Source organism: Microcoleus sp. C2D2, from assembly GCF_036702495.1.
Lineage (GTDB): Bacteria > Cyanobacteriota > Cyanobacteriia > Cyanobacteriales > Microcoleaceae > Microcoleus.
The window spans coordinates 1-19537 of sequence record NZ_JAUBTO010000113.1; the positions used below are offsets into that span (position 1 = coordinate 1).

A 19537-nucleotide genomic window follows, 5' to 3' on the forward strand; every position below is an offset into this window, starting at 1 on the left:
TGCTGGGACTCCCGGGTGACAATAATGCAGCAGTCGCCCAAGTATTTCTTTCATTAATAGATGAAGCTTTTAAGGCCAGGGTAAGCGCATCTCAAAGTCTATTGACAACAGGGTCTTGAGGCATCATCATGTGGAAATAAACAACCAGCGAGAACAGTCAGCATATAGTTATTATCCATAGCAGCCCGATGGGATTTTTGACGATTGCTACGTTTATAAGATTGCTCCAGGTTTAAAGCATTAAGAGCCAGGCGTCGCAGCGCCGTGCTAAGTTTTGTGGTCCGTGACCTGTACGGACGCGACAAGCATCTTCATTCCAGGTAACATCTAAAGTCCAATGCAGACTATTTTCAATGCCCCAATGCAGGCGGATAGCTTGTGCTACTCGCTCGGCATTACATGACAAACTCGTTAAATAGAACTGAACTTCACGGGTAGTTTTATTCCATAGATGTCTGACCCGGACTACCATGACAACACATTGAAGACCGACCCAATCGTTTTGGTGATGTAAAGTTGGCAATTGAGAAAGAGGGACGCACCAACAGGAACGTTTTTCAGTGCGATGATGACCTCGTTCTACCCGTTGGTCATAACTATGGAGCGTACCTTCAAATCCGTGAGATAATTGTTGCTCAAACCAGTTTTTTACTTGGCCGTAAAGTGTAGGATGATTTTCTTTAAGTGCTAAGATATAATCAGCTTGGGCGTGAGAAATTTGAGAGGCGATTGCTGTTTGTGTACCCATGGCATCAATCGTAATAATACATCCGGCCATGTCTAATAACTCTAATAATGCAGGAATTGCGGTAATTTCATTTGATTTATCTGCCACCTTTACTTGTCCTAAAATCAAACGATATTCGCTCGACCAGGCACTAACTAGATGTAAAGCAGATTTGCCTTGCCAAGGATCGTATGAGCCTTTAAGGGTCTTGCCGTCAATGGGAATTACCTGCGCTCCTGCTACCTCAACTATTGATTCTATCCAACGTCGAAAGCATTGCTCAAATACTTTGGGATTAATGCGTTCAAAGACTCGTCGAAATGTATCCGCACTCGGGATACCTCCTGGTAAAGCTAAAAACTGCTCCAACCATTCACCTTTACTTACTCCATAATTTTCCATGTCTTCCCATCCGTTACCTCCTGCAATCACTGACAATATTCCGATAATTAAAATATCTGTTAATACATGAACACGGGTTCTTGCTACACGGGGGTCTTTGATTTGGGCAAATACTAATGCCATTTTTTCTGTCAGTTCAGTTGCCTGAGCTATACTCAATTTTTTTGACCTTTTAATCCTGTGTTTGTCAGAGGTGAAACCTGATGCCATAAGACCGACCTGCTAAGTAAGATAGAAACTTTGTACTCACCAGTCTACTAGATAATATCTCCGCTCCTCAAACGATATCTGTCATTATATAAATGTGCCAAAGAATCTGTATTTTTAACTACCAAATTAGATGCGCTTACCCTGCTTTTAAGGCCCATGAGTCCTGGCGAAAGACGAAGGAGCAACTCACCTACGACTCGTGGGCAACTGATTTCAAAATACGATTGAATAAAGCCCTTGCCACTTGGTCGAACAAAGTTGGTTATGCCGCAGGTTTGTTGCTCAAATCCTTACGAGATAAAGCAAAACAGTGGTGGTATTTTCTGGATGACCCCTCGGTTCCTCCTGATAATAATTTAGCAGAACGTTCCCTACGGCCTTCTGTAACTAAGCGGAAAGTTTCTGGTGGCTCTCGTTCGATGAAACGATTTGAGGAAACGGCTAATCTGCTGAGTGTGATTCAAACCTGTCGTTTTCAAACTCGTTCAGTAATGGCTTTTTTCCGTGATGCTATTTCTGCCCAATATGAGTGACTTGGCTATGCCTGAGCTCATTCCCTTCTTTCAGACCTGAATCCTTACATGCAATTTAAATGCGTGACAGCTTATGCCTATGTGTTGACAGAACTCGAAGGAAACAAACCAGTTGTTCACAAGGAAGCAAGTCTTCACGGGGTGACAACCCCGTCAGAACATAGATAGAATAAAGGACATAGCCCTCATACCCCTCTGAAAAAATGGTAATTTATTACGCCTGATTCTCATTAATTCATTAACAATGTCTTGACTTGCATTCCATACCAATTACCCAACATTGGCCATATAATCCTATCCAGAAACTACTGTGCCGCCTGATCGAGCGCCCACATTCAGTTAACCTACCCACATATTTTTGAATTCCCATAGTCTTAATTTTTTGCCCTTGCAAGATGGCGCAACTGTAGGCAATGGCTATGAGTAATATCAAACTGTTTAAACGCTGATTATTAGCGTGGCTTTTTTCTAGGTTATAACCACCTGTTTTACAATCTTTAAACATCGCCTCTATCCCGCTCCGACATTTAAAAGTATTAATCGACTGCTTTAAATCCCCTAAATTTGTTAACAGATACCAACCTTCATCTTCCTGTTTGGCTCGATATTTGCGTCGCCAATAGCCGCCAATATCAAAAGTGCCAAATCCTTTTTGCTTGGTGACTTTTACGTCTGATAAATAAAAGCTTGTTCCTGGTAGTAAACCTAAGTCAGATAAAAGGATATAATCAGAGTTTTCTGATTGGATATAGCACCCTTGTTTTACTCTAAGAATAAACTTTACTTGCTTGTGACACAGCCAGGATGCCAATTTGACACTACCAAATTCCCGACCGCCTAAAATGATTACTTCGTAATCTGATAGCACCTCTAAAACAGGAGTAATTAAAGCTTGTTGTTCACCGATATTACTACTTCCTTTCTTATCTAGCAGTAGCCAGTACAAGGGGATACTCCGTTTCTCCCAAACTAGACGAGCGCATAAATACATTTTGCGCTCGCCACTGCGTTCTATCGATCGCGAGTTTCAAAGGTTGAGATTTATTAAATTTAGCTTTTAAGATTTCTGTAACCAGTGGAAACCACAGTGTTTTTATGTTCAGAGAGTCTAATTTCAGAAATCTTTGTAGGCTACGCCTCCGACTCTCAAATTGAATCGGATAAGGCCAGAAAGAAGCAGCAAGGTAATACTAACTTGTTTGTGGATCTGTAACATATATACCAAAGCCTTTATGGTCAGGTATTCTGTCGGTTTCAGTTGTTTTTCTAGATGGTTCTGGTAAAATTGAGGAAACATAATTAACAGATGGGGCCACTTAACAATTTCGACCCCATCTTTTTTTAGCTCAGGTTGGGTAAATCCGCCACTGGTGGGGGTTTTGACTCTTGTTGTCACCCCGTCAAAAGCAAGTCGAGAGATAAAGCCAGGAAACTGGTTGCTAGGGTTCACGAACGAATTAGCAATGTCCGTCAAGACGAATTGCATAAGCTATCTAGAAGGCTTGTTGACGATAACCAAGTCATCGTAGTCGAAAACCTTCACGTTAAGGGCATGGTTCGCAATCACAAACTAGCTCAAGCAATGGATGATGTAGGTTGGGGAATATTTGTCAATTTCTTGCATTACAAGCTAGATCGCGAAGGCAAAGTGTTGGTAGAGATTGACCGATGGTTCCCTAGCTCGAAACTCTGCTCAAATTGTCACGGCATCAGGTGAATGAAATGCCATTAGATGTTAGGACATGGACTTGTCCGGCGTTGTGCTACTCATCACGATAGGGATGGAAACGCCTCAATAAATATCAGAGCAGAAGGAATCAGAATGCTATGGGTCTTGGAAGGACTTCTGCTGATGGAGGGGATGTAAGCCCGAAACTGGGACGCAAGTCCAAGTTGACGCAATCCCCGTTGAAGTCAGAAGCTCACGCTGTACCTTTATGTCAGCGCTGGGTAGTTCACGCTGTTATCAAACTTGAAAGGACTTGCTGCAAATCAGAAACTACCCGATCTTGCTCGTCTCCCGTCTCCTGCACCCGATCGAGTTCACCCGCCACCGCTTCGAGCTTTTGGCGCAGCGCGTTCAAATTGTCCTGCACGGGCTGCAACATTTCTTGATAAACCTTCACCCGGCCCCAGAGTTCCGCTACTGCACCTTTCTGGTTGAACAAATTCTGCTCGAACTGCTTGAGTTCGTAGCGTTTCGCCTCACCTTCCCCATTTTGGCGGTTGACATTTGCCTCCATTTGGGATATTGTCTCCCGCACCTGTTGAATTTCGTTTTCCAGTCTTTGCAATTCTTGGCTTTGCTGCTGCCGCTGAGTATTGAGCTGTGCCACGATCGGCGCCAACTCCATATCTCCTCGATCTTGTTTTGGAGCATTAGCAGTACCCAGCCGCCGCCACAGCACCGCCTGATGCTGCTTCAAAACATCTTCCCGTTCCTGCAACCGGAGGCGCTGTCCCACCAGAGTTTCGTTCAACATCTGATAACTTTCCCGTTCATCTGCCATTTCATTTTCCAAAGCCATGCGATCGTACTCGCTAGCAGCTTGAATTTTCCGTTGCAGCTCCTCGATTGTCTCCTGCTGCAGGGTCAACTCCTCCTCTTGATCGTTAACAAACCGGAACACCTTTTCCAAATCCTGTTGCAGGTGTTGCACCAGCCCCTGCAATTCCTCAACGGGCATCTTCTCGAGAGATGACACATCTACTTTCTGCTGCGTACCAGCAGCACCCGAAGCAGATGCCAGCCTGGAAAGTTGCTGGTAAAGATCCTCAACAGCCCGCACCTGCAAAGACATCGACTGAGCCTGGTCCTGCTTAGCGCTGAGGGTACTTTGCTGCCCTTTAAGATCCGCCCGAGCTTGCGCCAAAGCATCTTGAGATTGATACCACTCCTGCCAGCGGTTTTGGAGGCTCTGATTTTGTCGATCGACCTCTTCTTGCTGCTGTTGAGCTATGCTGTGTTTTTGCTCCAACTGCTGCCAGTGCTGATCGAGAATTGCCTGCTGAGCCCCCACCGCACCAAAAGACTGATTCAGTTGTTCCCGCACCCCTTGGGCCGAAGCAATTGCCCCTCCCAGCTTCTTCATCAACTCCTGAATCCTCTGGGTCTGCTGCGGATCGACCACTGCCCCCTGCGGAACCTGAGACTGCTGCTGGGCCAACCGCTGCTGCTCGCCCCGCAACTGTTCCCAAGCCGTCTCAATTTCCACGCGGCTGCGATCGACCTCTTCTCGCAGTCGGTTAGCTTCCTCTCGAGTATTTTCAATTTCCGAGCGCTGAGCCTCCAGCCGCTCCAACTCGTCTTCCATTTGAGCCAACTGCTCTTCGCGGGCTTGCATTTCCATTTCCCGGCGATTGAGTTCCTGACTCGAAAACGTCAGAGAAGCCTTCCACTGTTCAATTTCCTCTTCCTTATCCTTAAACTTGTCCTGCAAGCGCGAGAAATTTTGCAAAATGCTCACCAACTGGCGGGCGGCCTCCTGAATCCGCTGCACTTGCTTGCTAGCGCTCAACTCCACCAGCACCAGCGTGCCGTCGTTAAACTTATTAGCTTCCTCAACTGGGATCGCGTCATCGCCTGGTACGGCGCTCCAATTGTGTTCGCCCCGCTGACAAGCTAGCAGTTTCAGTTCAGCCTTACCGCCACCGAGACCAAAGCCGCTTCTCTGTTTTTGTACTTCCGCTAGATACAGCACACTAATAGTCCTCTGCTTCGTAAAACCTATCCCAACTTACTTTAAGCTACTTAAAGGCTTAAAAGATAAGTGGTGTTTACTGACAACGCTGTTGGGTAGACGGCTAATCCCAAGATAAGTAGGCTATCCCCCGATCGCCAAAGGTTTTCAAGTAAAGATAACACTGCCTGCGATCTTTAGTCAACTTACCTAAAGTAAAGAAGTATAGGCAAGTAAGGATAACTTTTTGCCACTTAAGTCTTACTCGCGTGGTGTCCTTTGCCCAATCCGGGGATAGCATTTTTTCCTAACTATAGCAGCACTCACGCATAGCACTGCCTCACGGGAGAGCGTCCAGAAAGCAAGACCGTCGCCCGAATGGACGAATGAGAGAGCAGTATCAATGTCGCTTAATTAAAGACTAGCAAAACTGCAGGGACTGCCGATCGCCCAAAGCTCAAAAAGGTCAGTCCGTCAAAAACTTTCTATTGATTGTACCAGGCTTTAGTTGCGGGTCGATCGTGAGAAAAGCCAAGGCTTCCTGGGGCAGCGCCATCATCGGGCGGACTAGGGATTTGAACCGCGCTGCCTTAGAATAGGGTAATGACGCGAGCCTATGACGCTCGCTGCAGGCGAGCAAAAAAGTCGATCGGCAGTGAGGGTTTTCCTGACAATTGCCAACAAAGGTTCATTTTGACGGCACCTGATTTTAGGGCTGTGGCAAACCCAAAAAAAAGCTCGATCGCAACTCATCCAACCCAACAGACTAGCCTCAAGTTCCCATCGGGGAGCGAGCGGCACTTGCTGCTGGTAGCAGCGGTAAAACCACAGAATCCTTGGTATTTTGAAGTTGACCTACGCAAAGATGTGTTGGATAAACTGACGGCCGACGAGGCCAAAAACTTCAAAACTTTGGCGCTCGAAGACTTGAACCAGTCGGGAAGGCCAGCGTTGCACACTCGCGCGAGCCCGTGCAATTGTGCTTCGAGGATTCTACGAGTTTAGGCAACAGTGGGAATACAAGGTGAAACTCTACACTTAGAGAATGCCGCGAGTTTCGCGGTTTCAGCTTGTGAACTGGTAGCGCGGCCGGCTCAAGGCAGCAAGTATCGCCCGGAGAGTCAATTCCCAATTGCTCGCTCGGCGCCATCGCGTAAATTATTGACGGCAACTAAAGTCAATCTTTGCGCCAGCACACAGTCTTTCCGAGCTCAGACGCCAACGGTTTTAAGGAGGACACTTTAGCTGCATGCAGGGAAATTTGAGTGAAATTGACATCCGCAGCATCCTGCAACTGATTGAGTTAGGTCAGCGAACCGGAGAACTGTTCGTAGAGGCCTACACCTCCACCGGCAGCAGCACGGGTACTCAACCTACCCAGCGCTCCCTTGCAGGACAATCCTGGTATGTCTTCTGCTTCAACGGTCAGATTATTTACGCTACCCAGAGTGCGGGCAGTTTGTTTCGCTTGCGCGACTACCTGCGGCGCTACAAAGCAGATACCGCCCTCGACAAAATCCAAGTTCCCTATATGGCATCTACCAATGCCCCAGAATACGGCTACCTGTGGGCCCTGCTAGAAAACCACATCCTCACCCCAGCTCAAGGGCGCAACATCATCCACAGCATGATCCACGAAACCCTATTTGACTTGCTCAGTCTCCACCAGGGTTCCTTCACTTTTGAAATGGGCCCTGGTTTGGCTCCTCAACTGACCAGCTTAGAAATTAGCTCGCTGCTGATCAAGATTGTCAAACAGGTGCAGCAGTGGAAGCAGTTTCACCCTCACATTCAGTCGCCCAACCAATGCCCGGTGATTTCAGACCCCTCAGAGTTGCGAGTCGCGCTGCCTGTCAATACCTTTAATACTCTCAGACGCTGGGCCGACGGCCACACTTCGATCCGCCAGATGGCGCGCTACCTCAACCGAGACGTGGTGACTGTCGCTAAGGCAATTTACCCCTTCGTGCAGCAGGGATTGGTGCAAGTATTTTACGAGCCCTCTGTTGCCCCCGCTAACAACAAAAAAGAATGGTCGTCCCCTGAAACCAAGGTTCCCAGAGTTGTCTGTATAGACGACGACAATATTATTCGCAAAACAGTCGAGTCAATTTTAAATGAACACGGTTACGAAGCTACTGCGATCGGCAATCCCCTCCAAGCCTTGAGTTTGGTTTTTCAACTCAAACCCGATTTAATTCTCTGTGACATCGCCATGCCGGAACTCGACGGCTACGAAATTTGCGCTATGTTGCGCAATTCTAGCGCTTTCCGGCAGACGCCGATCGTTATGCTGACGGGCATCAACGGATTTATCGACCGCGTTAAAGCCCGCATGGCCGGAGCTACAGAGTTTTACACCAAACCTTTTGGCGAAAGCGAGTTATTAATGCTGGTAGAAAAATATGTGGGCCCGGGCTACCCTCTGGTGAATCTATCGGAAAGATTATTAGACCGCTCGCTAGAAGACGAATTAGAAGAAAAATAAATGAAGCACCGGTGGCATTATTGGAGCTTTCTTGTACCTGCGGTCGAGACTCGAGTCTCGAGGGCCACAAAGAGAAAGCTCGCGACCACCCGGAGCGATCGCACCCTAAACTAGAATGTATAAATCCGCGCGCTGGCATGAGAGCGTCGGTAAAACTCTGTTCAATTTCTCGACCCAAGTGGGTCTAACACGCTCAAAGTGCAAATATAATATACTTGTTCTCCACTTGCAGCCACTCCGAAAAACCGATGTGCAGAGCTACTCATTGGTAGGTATTTCTGTACAAAGTCCGAGAGTGCATTGTCAGTCTTAAGTCAACGACCTTGGTCTAAAGACACCCTTGCTTCGGGCCTTTGACTTAAATCGCAGTTGACCAGACTCCGTACCTGGCGTACTACGTTAACGGTAAGAGTTTAAAGACCTACCAAGGGATGCTTCGCATAGTTCCTTGAATCGCGAAATTTAGGATTAAATAGATTTATTGAGTTAAGTCAGTGTCCTAGATCGAGTACCGATCGTAAACTTTGGCGCAAGCTAACATCACCCCGCAAGGGAGGCTATGAAAGGGAGCAAACATTATGTGCTCGCGGGTTGCTCCGTTCTCTATGGTAATTGTCAAGCGCGAAAGTGCATTACATTCATTACACCTTTTCTAGCAATCCCCGTGTAATGGAAAGATTCACTCGCGTAATTGTAATCCCCGAGCCGTTTCCCACGAGCGGTCTCAAGAGGCGCTCGGAACCCACTTACCGATTTTTTTTGATGATTGTCGCGACACCCGCCTAGTCAACAACCCGTGGCTAATCCGAGTATCGGTTTAGCATTCATCGCAGAAATTACCCAGAGTTTTACCAATTTAAACGGCGGTGGGAGTACAAAGTGAAGCTTTAGGGGTTCCAAATTAATTGTTCGCAGTCGATTTGAGCTAATTTGTAAGCATTGGTCGCGTGAATTATGGATTGCAGTCAATTATTGACGGAGCAAATCTATTGCCAAGCACCTCCTGCCGTCGCGCCATTCACCCGCTTGGCTCTGTCAAGCTTGGCTGTGTCAAGTTTCGACCATCGAAGTTTCGATCGGGTTCTTCGGGGGCGGGAAACGTCAACAATTTGCTAGAAAGCAGGTGTCAGAATGATGATTAGCGGCAGCCCAGACTTTATATTACCAGGACTAGGCGTAGATCCAGCTCCGGAATTCCAAGAACTAGAAACTCCCGAAGGCGAGCTGCACCTGCGGTTCTACGTTCCTTCGGGGAACGAGTTCGCACTGCCGGCGACAGGGATTAGAGAGGTACTAGCCCCGTCCCCAGACCGCATGACACCGATCCCCAACGTTTCCTCTTTGCTTTTAGGTACCCTAAATATGAGAGGACGAGTGATTTGGGTGGCAGACCTCGGCCAATTTCTGGGAGACCAAACACCTCTGAACACAGACAGACCCGAAATCCCGATCGTGGCTGTGGAAGACCAAGACACGATTTTAGGGCTGGCAGTCGATCGAATTGTGGGGATGGACTGGCTCGACGTTGAGCAACTGCACTCTCAGAACAATGCACCAGACGGCATGATTCCTTTTCTGAGGGGAGAATGGATGTTAGGTGCACAAACTCAGAAAGTGCTCCGACTGCTAGATCAAGTGAAAATTCTGCGCTCGGCGCGGTGGGCAGCGTGAAATCGATTTTAGATTTGCGATTTGCGATTTGCGATTGGGGTCTAACCATCAACAGTCACAGGACTTGAGGCGCGCATCTAAACATTCAATTCAAGATAAAAATCTAAAATCTCAAATCTAAAATCTAAAATCAAAAGAGGGCGGCAAATGGCAACAAGTACCAACTTTCAGCAGGACTACCAACGGGCAGAAGCGGCCTACATGGATGGCAATTTTTCAGAAGCCGCAGCCCTAGTTTATCAATTAGTAGAAGATTTTCCCGAAGACCCCAGCGCTCGCCTGCTGTGCGGACACATTTATTGCTATGGACTGCAACAGTATGAGGTGGCGCGGGAACAGTACACGGTTGTGCTAGGCCTGAGTGACGACCCGAGTTTGGTTGAACACGCTCACAGCGGAATTACCTGCACAGACCAATTTTTATCCGGAGAACTGCCAACGGAAAATTTCGAGGCTTTGTCTGGTGAAACTCAATTGGAATTCTACGCAGACTTATCTCTCGATGAAGGGTTAGAAGACCCGGATTTGGAACTTTTCCAAGGAAATTCCCCATCCCTTTCCTATAGGAGTCAATCGCCAGACGACATGGAAAACGAGGACTTGGCAGACTTGGGCATGAGCGGCTTGGAGTGGGAACCAGAAGACATGGACGTAAGCCCCGGAGCTGTCCCAGATTTAACCTCACGTTCTAACCCCTTTGCTAGCGACAGTAGCGGGATGGCAGCCTACGCTGAGACGTCCGACTCGCTAAACATGGACGAGTTTGCCGACTCGGACTTTGGAGACCCTTTTGCTGCTGATGATGGGGGGTTGGATGCCGATGACGTCAAGAGCAACAAAGTGTCTGAGAAAAAGGCACCTTACTCAGGAGATGTGTTTTCAGAAGCTCCGACTCAGATGCTCAACGGTCAAAGTTTTGCCTCAAAAGAAATCGGGGATTCCTTCGACTCGAACGAACTAGACTCCCCCACCGGATCCTCCGACAATTTTGGCGCACCTTTTGCGGAACTCGATTTGCCAGACGAACTCGACGGTTCCTCCGACTACGACTACCAAACCCCGCCCCAAAGCCTGCAAAATCACGCTCGTAACGCACCGGAGGCCCAAGAGGCAGACCCCTTTGCCGAGGCGATGCCATCGTCGGGTTTCGGGTCTTCTCGACCTCAAAACAAGCAGCCTAATACCGGGTCGGACTACTCGTCAAACTATTCGCTGGCGGAAGACGAAACGCTGTTGATGGGAGGTGCTGTCCCCAACTCTCAAAGTCAAAGGTCGAGCCGGGGACAATTTAATTCGGTCGAGAGAACCTCCGCCAACAGCAACGGTTACGGGGACTCGGACCCCCCGGCATTTGGCTCTATAGACAGCTTCGAGTTAGATGCTTTTGATGACGATGCTTTTAGCGATTCTTTCTCTTTCGAGGAAAACGAACAAGCGACAGCTTTCGGGGCGTCCGAGAAGAGCAGCAGCGGCTGGTCGTCAAAAGCTGCGAACGCTCAAGAACACAGCGACTTTTTAGACGAATTTGACGAGTTTGACGATTTGGGCAATTTGCCGGACTTTGACATCTCAGAAGATGCCAACAGTTCGATGCTGACTAGAGGTAATACCAATTTCGGCAACTCGACCAGCGGCATGATGGGAACGACTGGCAGCAGCCTGGACTTTGACAACAGCGATGGCTCAGCAATTCGGGATGACGAGATATTTACCATAAACGGTCCGGCTGATGCGTCAGTGTCGAGTTTTGCTCCCACAGAAACAGAACCGGTCGATACTTCGGTGACGGTAGAACAGGGGGGACTGGCTTTCTTGGAAAATGCCCCTTTGTTTACAAAACAGTTGTACACGGCAATCGGGGCCGGACTGGTTTCTCTGGTAGCTGTGGCTTTCGTCACCAACATTGCCTCCTATCAAGCTCTGCGGCAAGACAAGCCGGAGGCGATCGTTTACCTGCGCCAAACAGGCTGGGTAATGACCGCAGCAGCAGGCTTTACGAGCTTTTTAACTTCTTGGGGCATCGGCCAGTTGATCGCCAAGCAGGTGCGCAAGTCCTCGGACAATTTGCAAGCTCAGTTCGATGCCGTAGCTCAAGGAACTTTGGACGCTCGCGCTACGGTTTACTCGGAAGATGAATTTGGCAAAATGGCTGCTAAATTCAACCACATGGCGAAGGTCATCCAAACCACGATTAGCGATACCAGGCGCAAGTCTGACGAGCAGGAACAGGCAAAAGAAGACTTGCAGCGCCAAGTGATTCGCTTGCTAGACGACGTGGAAGGAGCCGCCCGGGGTGACTTGACGGTGACTGCGGAAGTGACCGCTGACGTTTTGGGTGCTGTTGCTGACTCCTTTAACTTGACAATTCAAAATCTGCGCGAAATCGTCCATCAGGTGAAGCAGGCGGCTCGGGAGGTCAGCAAAGGCGCTACGGATAGTGCTAAGTTTGCGGGCGATTTGTCTTCCGACGCGCTGCGGCAAGCTGAGGAACTGGCGGCAACGCTGAATTCGGTGCAAGTCCTCACCGATGCGATTCAGCGGGTCGCAGAGAGCGCTAGAGAGGCGGAAGAAGTGGCTAGGGGCGCGGCGGCAACTGCTCTGAAAGGGGGCGAGGCTGTGGAGCGGACGGTGGCCGGGATTTTAGAAATTCGAGAAACGGTAGCAGAAACCACGAGAAAAGTCAAGCGGTTGGCGGAAGCTTCTCAAGAAATTTCTAAGATTGTGGCTTTAATTGCGACGATCGCCTCCCGGACGAATTTGTTGGCCCTCAACGCCAGTATTGAGGCGGCGAGAGCTGGGGAAGCGGGCAGGGGTTTTGCGATCGTGGCAGACGAGGTGCGACAATTGGCAGACCGATCGGCTAAGTCTTTGAAAGAAATCGAACAGATCGTGATGCAAATTCAAAGCGAAACCGGCGCGGTAATGACGGCGATGGAAGAAGGGACGCAGCAGGTTATTGAAGGGACAAGATTGGCAGAACAGGCGAAGCGATCGCTTGAAGATATCATTCAAGTAACTAACCGAATTGACGTGTTAGTGCGATCGATTACTGCCGACACTGTAGAGCAAAACGAAACCGCTCGCGCGGTAGCTTCTGTGATGCAAGCTGTCGAGCTGACCGCTCAAGAAACATCCCAAGAAGCGCAGCGAGTTTCCGGTGCTTTGCAAAACTTGGTGGGCGTTGCTCGTGACCTTTTGACATCGGTAGAAAGATTCCGAGTAGAAACAGCAGAAAGACAATAATTAAGTGTCTACTGCTTTTTTATCGGCTGATTTACTAGCACATTAGTGTGGTAATGATGGCATATAAAAAGCAACCTCGCAGTCTTGAAACCGCTGCGGGGCTGCTAATTCAACACCTAAACAAAGTAGGAGTTGCACAGATGGACGATAACATAGTAGAGGTAATACCGGGCATCTTTGGTGAAGTTCAGCCTACGGGCTGTATTATCTCTACCCTAACCAAATCTAGCAGTGGCTATGCCAATAAAAGACTTCGGATTAACGGTGAATGGAAAACGTTTACTGTCCACCGTTTAGTATTAGAACATTCATTAGGTCGGCAGATCAGACCGGAATACTTTGCTTGCCACACTTGCGATGTCCGCAACTGCATTAATCCTAACCATTTGTGGGAAGGTTCTCGGCTGGAAAATTCTCAAGATAGGTTTAAAAAAGGACGTATTAAAGATGTCGGAAGTACATCGGCGCCGACACCTCAAAAACAACTGCGAGGGATAGAAATAATTCCCGGTATTCGGGCCCAAATACAGCCGAACGGCTGCATGGTTTGTACCTTGGCTAAAAGAAGTGATGGTTACTCGGTGAAAACTATCAAGATTAACGGGAAAAATCAAAGTTTCTATCCCCACAGACTGGTACTGGAACACAAACTTGGACGGCCTGTCAAACCCGGTTATTTTGCGTGTCACAGTTGCGACGATCGCGGTTGTATCAATCCTGACCATTTGTGGGAAGGAACCCCCGCCGATAACTCCCGCGATGCTATAGAAAAAAACCGCTTTCCTTTCGTTCCCGGCAAGATATGTCCTAACCGCAAACTCAAACCAGAACAGGTGCGGGAGATTTGCTATCTTTTAAGTGAGGGCATATCGAAAACACAAATAGCCAGGACATTTGCCATATCTCGCAGTCAGATTATTCTCTTGGCAAGGGGCGAGATCTACAAAGAGCTTCTCTAGAACTACTAACATAGACCCAATACAATAACGATTAAGATCAGGAATAAAACTATGCTACCGGAGCAACAACAGAGGATAATGGGCTACTTTATTGAGGAGGCAAAAGACCACCTCAATACGATCGAACAAGGCTTGCTGAATCTGCAAACCACGATCGAAGACCCAGAACTCGTCAACGAAGTATTTAGGGCCGCTCACTCTGTCAAAGGAGGAGCAGCAATGCTGGGGCTGACCAGCATTCAGCAAACAGCTCACCGACTAGAAGATAGTTTTAAAGTTTTAAAAGAGTGCAGCGTTAAAGTAGACCAACAGCTAGAGTCCCTTTTCCTGCGAATTTTTGACACATTGCAAGGGCTGTTAGAGCAACTGTCGGGGCCTTTTGGGCTGACAGAGGAATTGGCAGAACAGATGGTTCGAGAATTAGAACCAGTATTTGAAGAACTCAACGGGCACTTGGGGGGACTCGTCGGATACAGAGAACACCATGGAGACGAGAGCGGCCCGCTGCTAGTACCCGAACAAGTGATGGCAGGGATGGGAATCGGGGCCTTTGGCTCATCCAGGACTTTGGCGGACTCGGGGTCAGTTTACGCACCTGAGGCCAGAGCAAAAGAAGAAAGCGCCCTGCAGCTAGTATTTGACTCGGACGTGCCGGCGAGGATGCGGGAACTGCTGCAAGAGTTCAAACAGCCCGAGGGGCCAGAAAGCAGGCGGCAACTCAAGAGCATTTGTCGGAACTTGCTCAGGGCGGGGGAGGAATTTGAACTGCCCTGCTGGATACAATTGATCGAAGCTGTATCTAAGGCGATCGGCAACCCAGAAAATACCTACCGCACCTTAGCCCCAACGGTGATCAAAGATATCAAACAAGCGCAAGAACTGGTAGTTTCGGGTCGAGAATCGTCGATCGCACCGAGCGCAAAACTTCTGGCCTTGCAGCCGACTGTTGTGTTTCCACAAACGGATTTTGAAGATTTGCTGGCATTCGCTCAACCGGGTACATCGGGGAAAAATTCGGTTTCTGTTGAGGATGCGGCCTGGGATCTAGTGGCATCTGGGGATTCCCGGGCGGGGGAACAAATGCTGCCGACTATTTCTGGGCTGAATATAGACGAGTTGTTCGACCAACTAGACAGCGGCGAGAGCAATGATTACAGTGGCAGTCGATCGCCCCAGTTCGACGATTCCCCCAGATTCGGAGAATCGGATATGGAGACGGGTGCTTTTAGAGGCTCGACCCGCACCGGCCCGGAAGTGGGCGCGGCAGAACTCAACACTTTAGCTGACTTGTTTGACGGCGAATCGCCGGATCTAGACGACGCTTGGGAAGAAGAAGAAGACCTCGACTATGCGCAGTCTTCTAGGATATCGGCAAGCGGAGTGGTGGGGCCAGACGATGACAATGCCGGCGATTTTGCTGATTTGTTGTTTGACGAATACGATGCCGAAAGTTCGGAAACGAACACGGCGCCTCCGATTGACGACCTGACGAGTTTGTTTGGGGAGGATTTCCTGTTTGGAGACGAGCCAGACGGTTCTGCAGTAGCTGCCGGTCAGGAAAATGGGGGTTTGAGGCCGCCACTAATTCGCAAACAGCTTGAAACGGGTAACGGCAGGGGCGGTTTGGCTCGGCGAGACGGCACGGTAGGCCCTGCCCTGGGACAAGCTGACGAAGATGCTCTCGGTACGCTTTTGGACGAAGTGGCTGCCCAAACTTCTGCTGGTGGTACGGGCGATTCTGATTTGGAGAACTTGTTCGGCGATTTAGGCTTATCTAAGGCAGCGGGTGTGCCGTCCGTCTCTTCGGAGTATTCTGGCAACCCTGACGCTTTCGACGCAGAATCGAAGGAGCCTTTTTCAGGCGGCAATGATTCAGCGGATGCCGTTGCGGTCGCTGGGTCTTCCATAGATGATTTCGAGTTGCTCTCTGAGTTGGGCGAGGACTCGGAGTTGAGCGAGCTGTTGGGGATTACTTCTAATTTCCTTTCTTCAGAAGACGAAGGTGAGGAGAGCGGCGGCGATCGAGATCTAGCTGCTGGCACCGCACAAAATGAGGAAATTGGCAGCGTTCTTAACATGACATCAAATTCTGATTTAGATATCTCTGCAGATGACAATTGGTTAGAAGATGCTTTCGGGCCCGAAGACGAGTCTATGCAATCGGTCAACCTGGAACTGGACGATACGGATTTAGATGCGCTGTTTGGGGATATGACCTCGGATCCGATTTCTGGGGATGAGGAGACTGTGCTGGATAGGGAAGGAGTGGCTACTTCCCGAGAGGCGGCGGATTTGGCAGATCTGTTCGGTTCTGTACCTACGGGTACTGAGTATGACGGGGAAGCTTTGGGGCAAGCCCATGCGGGTTGGCTGAATTTAGATGGAGGTTCAGAATTGCTGAGTGCGGGTGTGGGATTTGATGAGGGCGACTTGGGGAGTTTGTTCTCGAACAATGCGGAGGCTGTTTCCGACAACGGCTTGGCAAATTTGGCAGCGGTTGAACTTGGGGCTTTGTCCGACCGTCCTGATTCGGAAATTTCAAGTTTCGAGTCTGATGAGGGCGTAGATTTCGATTTGTTGGAGGATATGTTTGCCGAAGGCATGGTGCAGCAGGGCGATGCTGGACCGGCGCCCTCGGAGAGCGCGGCTCGGGATGTGGAGGAGTTGTCTGCCCAACCAACCGAGGGTTTCTTCGACGAGGTGGGTGCGGATTTGTTCGATCGACCCGAAACAGATGCGGCTGGGGAGTCAAGCGGCGAGGATGATTTGTTTGACGCGCTGGAAACGGATTTTTCGAGTGGGGATTTAGAGGCGCTGTCTGCAGAATCTCTCGATGGTATGTTTGAGGGCGATGCTGACTTGCTCTCGGCGATGGAAACCGGGGCGACTCTCAACAGTGAAGAGTTGGAGGGTTTTGATGATTTGTTGGATTCGATCGATGCTGAGGTTCTGGTGACTTCGGAACTGAGGACGGGCTTTTGGGAAGGTGACGACGAGCCGGCCTCGGTCGATTCCTCGGAGTTGGAAGAGGAGTCGCTGGCAGACTTTTTTGCCGAGGCCCAATCAGGCGCTGAGGATGCTGAAGGCAATTTTGACGATTTAGAAGCACTGTTAATTTCAGGGGGTGCAGGGGCTGTACTAGCAGCTTCTGGGGGTAGAAATCCGAGTCCGGTAAATACGGAAGTTTTCTCGGATCTCGAAGAACTCCTCAGCGAGAGCGCAACTATGCCGGAAATTCCTGCACCGGCGACAACTACCAGTAAAGCTCCGCCCGCTGCTGCCGAGGAGAGCGACGACGACTTTGGCGATTTGGAAAAACTGCTGGAAGATCCAAAGGACGGGGGCCGCCAAGGGGAAGCCAATATGGGGCCGTCGGCGCTAAACAGATCCAGGCGGAATGCCCGCGCGGGCGGGTTCGGCGACCAGACGATGCGGGTGCCGATCAAGCAACTGGATAACCTCAGCAATTTGATGGGGGAACTGGTGGTCAACCGCAACAGTTTGGAGCAAGACCAAGAACGGATGCGGCAGTTTTTGGACAATTTGCTGCACCAGGTGACGCTGCTGAGCGATGTGAGCCAGCGGACTCAGGATTTCTACGAGCGGAGTCTTTTGGAGATTGCTTTGCTGGCAAACAGGCAGGGACACCGATCGGCCTGGCGCTCTGAGGATTCGGCCCACACCCGGGAAAGTGCCTGGAGACCGGAGGAAATGGACAGGTTTACTCCTTTCCACAGTTTGGCTCAGGAGATTATTGAGCTGATCGTGCGGGTGCGGGAGTCTGCAGCGGACATTGAGTTTTTGGTGGATGAGGCGGATCAGGTGACTCGCCAACTGCGGCAAGTCACGACTCAACTGCAAGAAGGTTTGACTCGCGCCCGGATGAAGCCGTTTGCGGAGACGACGGACAGGCTGTTCCGGGCCGTGCGGGAAATTGCAATTAAGTGCGGGAAGCAGGCTCAGTTGCAGGTTGAGGGTAAGGAAATTTTGATCGACAAGATGATTGTGGATCAGCTCTATGACCCGATGACTCACTTGGTGAACAATGCGATTACTCACGGGATCGAAGCGCCGGAGGTGCGTCTGGCCGCTGGGAAACCAGCAGTCGGCAGGATTACCATTCGGGCTTTCCACCAAGGGAACCAAACGGTGGTTTCGGTTTCTGACGACGGGGCCGGAATTGACCCGCAAAAGGTGAAGGCGAAGGCGATTAAGCAGGGTTTGCTGACGGCGGCTCAGGCTCAGAGGATGTCTCGCTCGGAAGTGTACGATTTGCTGTTTATGCCAGGTTTCAGCACTCAGGAACAGGCGACGGAGTACGCCGGCCGGGGGGTCGGTATGAATGTTGTGCAGACTTCCTTGCAGGAGATTCGGGGAACTGTGTCGATTGATTCGACCATCGGCAAGGGAACTGTGTTTACGATCCGTTTACCTCTGGTGTTGAGCATTTCTAAGGCTCTGACTTGCATTAGCGATCGGGCTCGCATTGCTTTCCCGATGGATGGGGTGGAGGATATGATCGATGTGCCTCGCGATCAGGTGACGACGGGGGCAGACGGTTTGCCTTGCATAGAGTGGCGGGGTTCGATTTTGCCGTTCCGGCCGCTGCGGGATTTGCTCGCTTACAACCGCCATTTGGGCCGGGGCAGTGTTTACGGGTTTAATACTGACGATGACATGATTTCGGTGATCGTGCTGCGGTCGGCTGGCAATTTCTTGGCGGTGCAGGTGGATCAGGTTTCGACGGAACAAGAAATTGTGATCAAGCCGTTGGAAGGGCCCGTGCCCAAGCCGATCGGGATTGCTGGGGCCACCGTGCTCGGGGACGGTCGGATCGTGGCGATTGCGGATGTTCTGGAACTGATCGATTTGGCTACCGGAAGGCTGCGGAAAGAAGCTGGCGGTACGCTTTGGGATGAGGCCGAGAGAGCCACTCAGGAGGCCGAAATCGAGAAGACTGAGCCGACTGTACTGATTGTGGATGATTCGATTACGGTGCGATCGCTGTTGTCGATTACTTTTGAGAAGTCTGGCTATCGTGTGGAAGAAGCTCGCGACGGTAAGGAAGCTTGGGAAAAGATGAAATCGGGTCTGCCTTGCGATATCGTTTTCTGCGATATTGAAATGCCGAGAATGGATGGTTTGGAACTACTTTCTCGGATGCAGAAGGATGCGGTTTTGTGTGAATTGCCGATCGCGATGTTGACTTCTCGCGGTGCTGACAGACACCGCCAAATGGCTTACAGTTTGGGCGCGAAAGGCTACTTCACTAAGCCTTATTTGGAGGAGCAATTGCTTGATGCTGCTTCTCGGATGTTGAAAGGTGAGGTTGTTGGTGCTCCGGTTGTTGTGTAAGGTGTAAATCTGCGTTGATCTGCGGTTAAAAAAGGGGAATTTTTAACCGCAGATGAAAATGGATTAACGCGGATTAACGCAGATAATGTCTAATTCATCTGCGTTAATCTGTGTAAATCTGCCTATATCTGCGGTTGAAAAAATGGAATTTGTTAACTGCAGATGAAAATTGATAGACGCTGATTCACGCAGATAATGTCTAATTTATCTGCGTTAATCTGTGTTCATCTGCCTATATCTGCGGTTAAAAAAGGGAATTTGTTAACCGC

General features: G+C 49.7%; 9 protein-coding genes and 2 pseudogenes. 8 read left to right on the forward strand and 3 right to left on the reverse strand.

The window, feature by feature from the left end; genetic code table 11:
• Positions 1 to 98: 98 nt before the first annotated feature.
• A pseudogene (locus tag QUB61_RS28060) lies at positions 99 to 1339 on the reverse strand (ISAs1 family transposase).
• Positions 1340 to 1431: 92 nt separating this feature from the next.
• On the opposite strand from QUB61_RS28060, the gene QUB61_RS28065 reads away from it, so the two are divergent.
• On the forward strand, positions 1432 to 1872 hold the full coding sequence (locus QUB61_RS28065) for an IS66 family transposase (protein WP_445300273.1): 441 nt from the start codon (positions 1432 to 1434) through the stop codon (positions 1870 to 1872).
• A 238-nt stretch (positions 1873 to 2110) separates the two neighbouring features.
• Here QUB61_RS28065 and QUB61_RS28070 read toward each other — a convergent pair whose 3' ends face one another.
• A complete protein-coding gene (locus QUB61_RS28070; RefSeq protein ID WP_333132423.1) occupies positions 2111 to 2818 on the reverse strand; it encodes an IS4 family transposase in 708 nt (235 codons plus the stop codon).
• A gap of 459 nt (positions 2819 to 3277) precedes the next feature.
• Between QUB61_RS28070 and QUB61_RS28075 the strand changes: the two are divergent.
• Positions 3278 to 3810, forward strand: a pseudogene (locus tag QUB61_RS28075) (RNA-guided endonuclease InsQ/TnpB family protein); the annotation flags it as partial.
• Positions 3811 to 3827: 17 nt separating this feature from the next.
• On the opposite strand, the gene hmpF reads toward QUB61_RS28075, so the two are convergent.
• On the reverse strand, positions 3828 to 5573 hold the full coding sequence (gene hmpF, locus QUB61_RS28080) for a pilus motility taxis protein HmpF (protein ID WP_333132424.1): 1746 nt from the start codon (positions 5571 to 5573) through the stop codon (positions 3828 to 3830).
• Positions 5574 to 6155: 582 nt separating this feature from the next.
• Between hmpF and QUB61_RS28085 the strand changes: the two genes are divergently transcribed.
• The 6 genes from QUB61_RS28085 (at position 6156) to QUB61_RS28110 (ending at position 19268) form a co-directional block, all read left to right on the forward strand.
• Positions 6156 to 6557, forward strand: a complete 402-nt coding sequence (locus QUB61_RS28085) for a hypothetical protein (protein ID WP_333132425.1) — start codon at positions 6156 to 6158, stop codon at positions 6555 to 6557.
• A 244-nt stretch (positions 6558 to 6801) separates the two neighbouring features.
• Positions 6802 to 8040 carry a response regulator gene (locus QUB61_RS28090; RefSeq protein WP_333132426.1) on the forward strand — a complete coding sequence of 413 codons (1239 nt, stop codon included), beginning with the start codon at positions 6802 to 6804 and terminating at the stop codon, positions 8038 to 8040.
• Positions 8041 to 9177: 1137 nt separating this feature from the next.
• Positions 9178 to 9711 carry a chemotaxis protein CheW gene (locus QUB61_RS28095; protein WP_333132443.1) on the forward strand — a complete coding sequence of 178 codons (534 nt, stop codon included), beginning with the start codon at positions 9178 to 9180 and terminating at the stop codon, positions 9709 to 9711.
• A 147-nt stretch (positions 9712 to 9858) separates the two neighbouring features.
• Positions 9859 to 12954 (forward strand): methyl-accepting chemotaxis protein, encoded by a 3096-nt coding sequence (locus tag QUB61_RS28100; protein WP_333132427.1) that lies wholly within the window; start codon positions 9859 to 9861, stop codon positions 12952 to 12954.
• Between the two features lie 53 nt (positions 12955 to 13007).
• The gene (locus tag QUB61_RS28105; protein ID WP_333132428.1) at positions 13008 to 13913 is read left to right on the forward strand and encodes an HNH endonuclease; all 906 of its coding nucleotides are present in this window, start codon (positions 13008 to 13010) and stop codon (positions 13911 to 13913) included.
• A 51-nt stretch (positions 13914 to 13964) separates the two neighbouring features.
• Positions 13965 to 19268 (forward strand): response regulator, encoded by a 5304-nt coding sequence (locus tag QUB61_RS28110; protein ID WP_333132429.1) that lies wholly within the window; start codon positions 13965 to 13967, stop codon positions 19266 to 19268.
• Positions 19269 to 19537: the final 269 nt, after the last annotated feature.

Coding starts and splice junctions, on each gene's coding strand:
- QUB61_RS28085 (WP_333132425.1), top strand. CDS start 6,156: ATGACGCGAGCCTATGACGCTCGCTGCAGGCGAGCAAAAAAGTCGATC.
- QUB61_RS28100 (WP_333132427.1), top strand. CDS start 9,859: ATGGCAACAAGTACCAACTTTCAGCAGGACTACCAACGGGCAGAAGCG.
- QUB61_RS28090 (WP_333132426.1), top strand. CDS start 6,802: ATGCAGGGAAATTTGAGTGAAATTGACATCCGCAGCATCCTGCAACTG.
- QUB61_RS28065 (WP_445300273.1), top strand. CDS start 1,432: ATGTGCCAAAGAATCTGTATTTTTAACTACCAAATTAGATGCGCTTAC.
- QUB61_RS28105 (WP_333132428.1), top strand. CDS start 13,008: ATGATGGCATATAAAAAGCAACCTCGCAGTCTTGAAACCGCTGCGGGG.
- QUB61_RS28110 (WP_333132429.1), top strand. CDS start 13,965: ATGCTACCGGAGCAACAACAGAGGATAATGGGCTACTTTATTGAGGAG.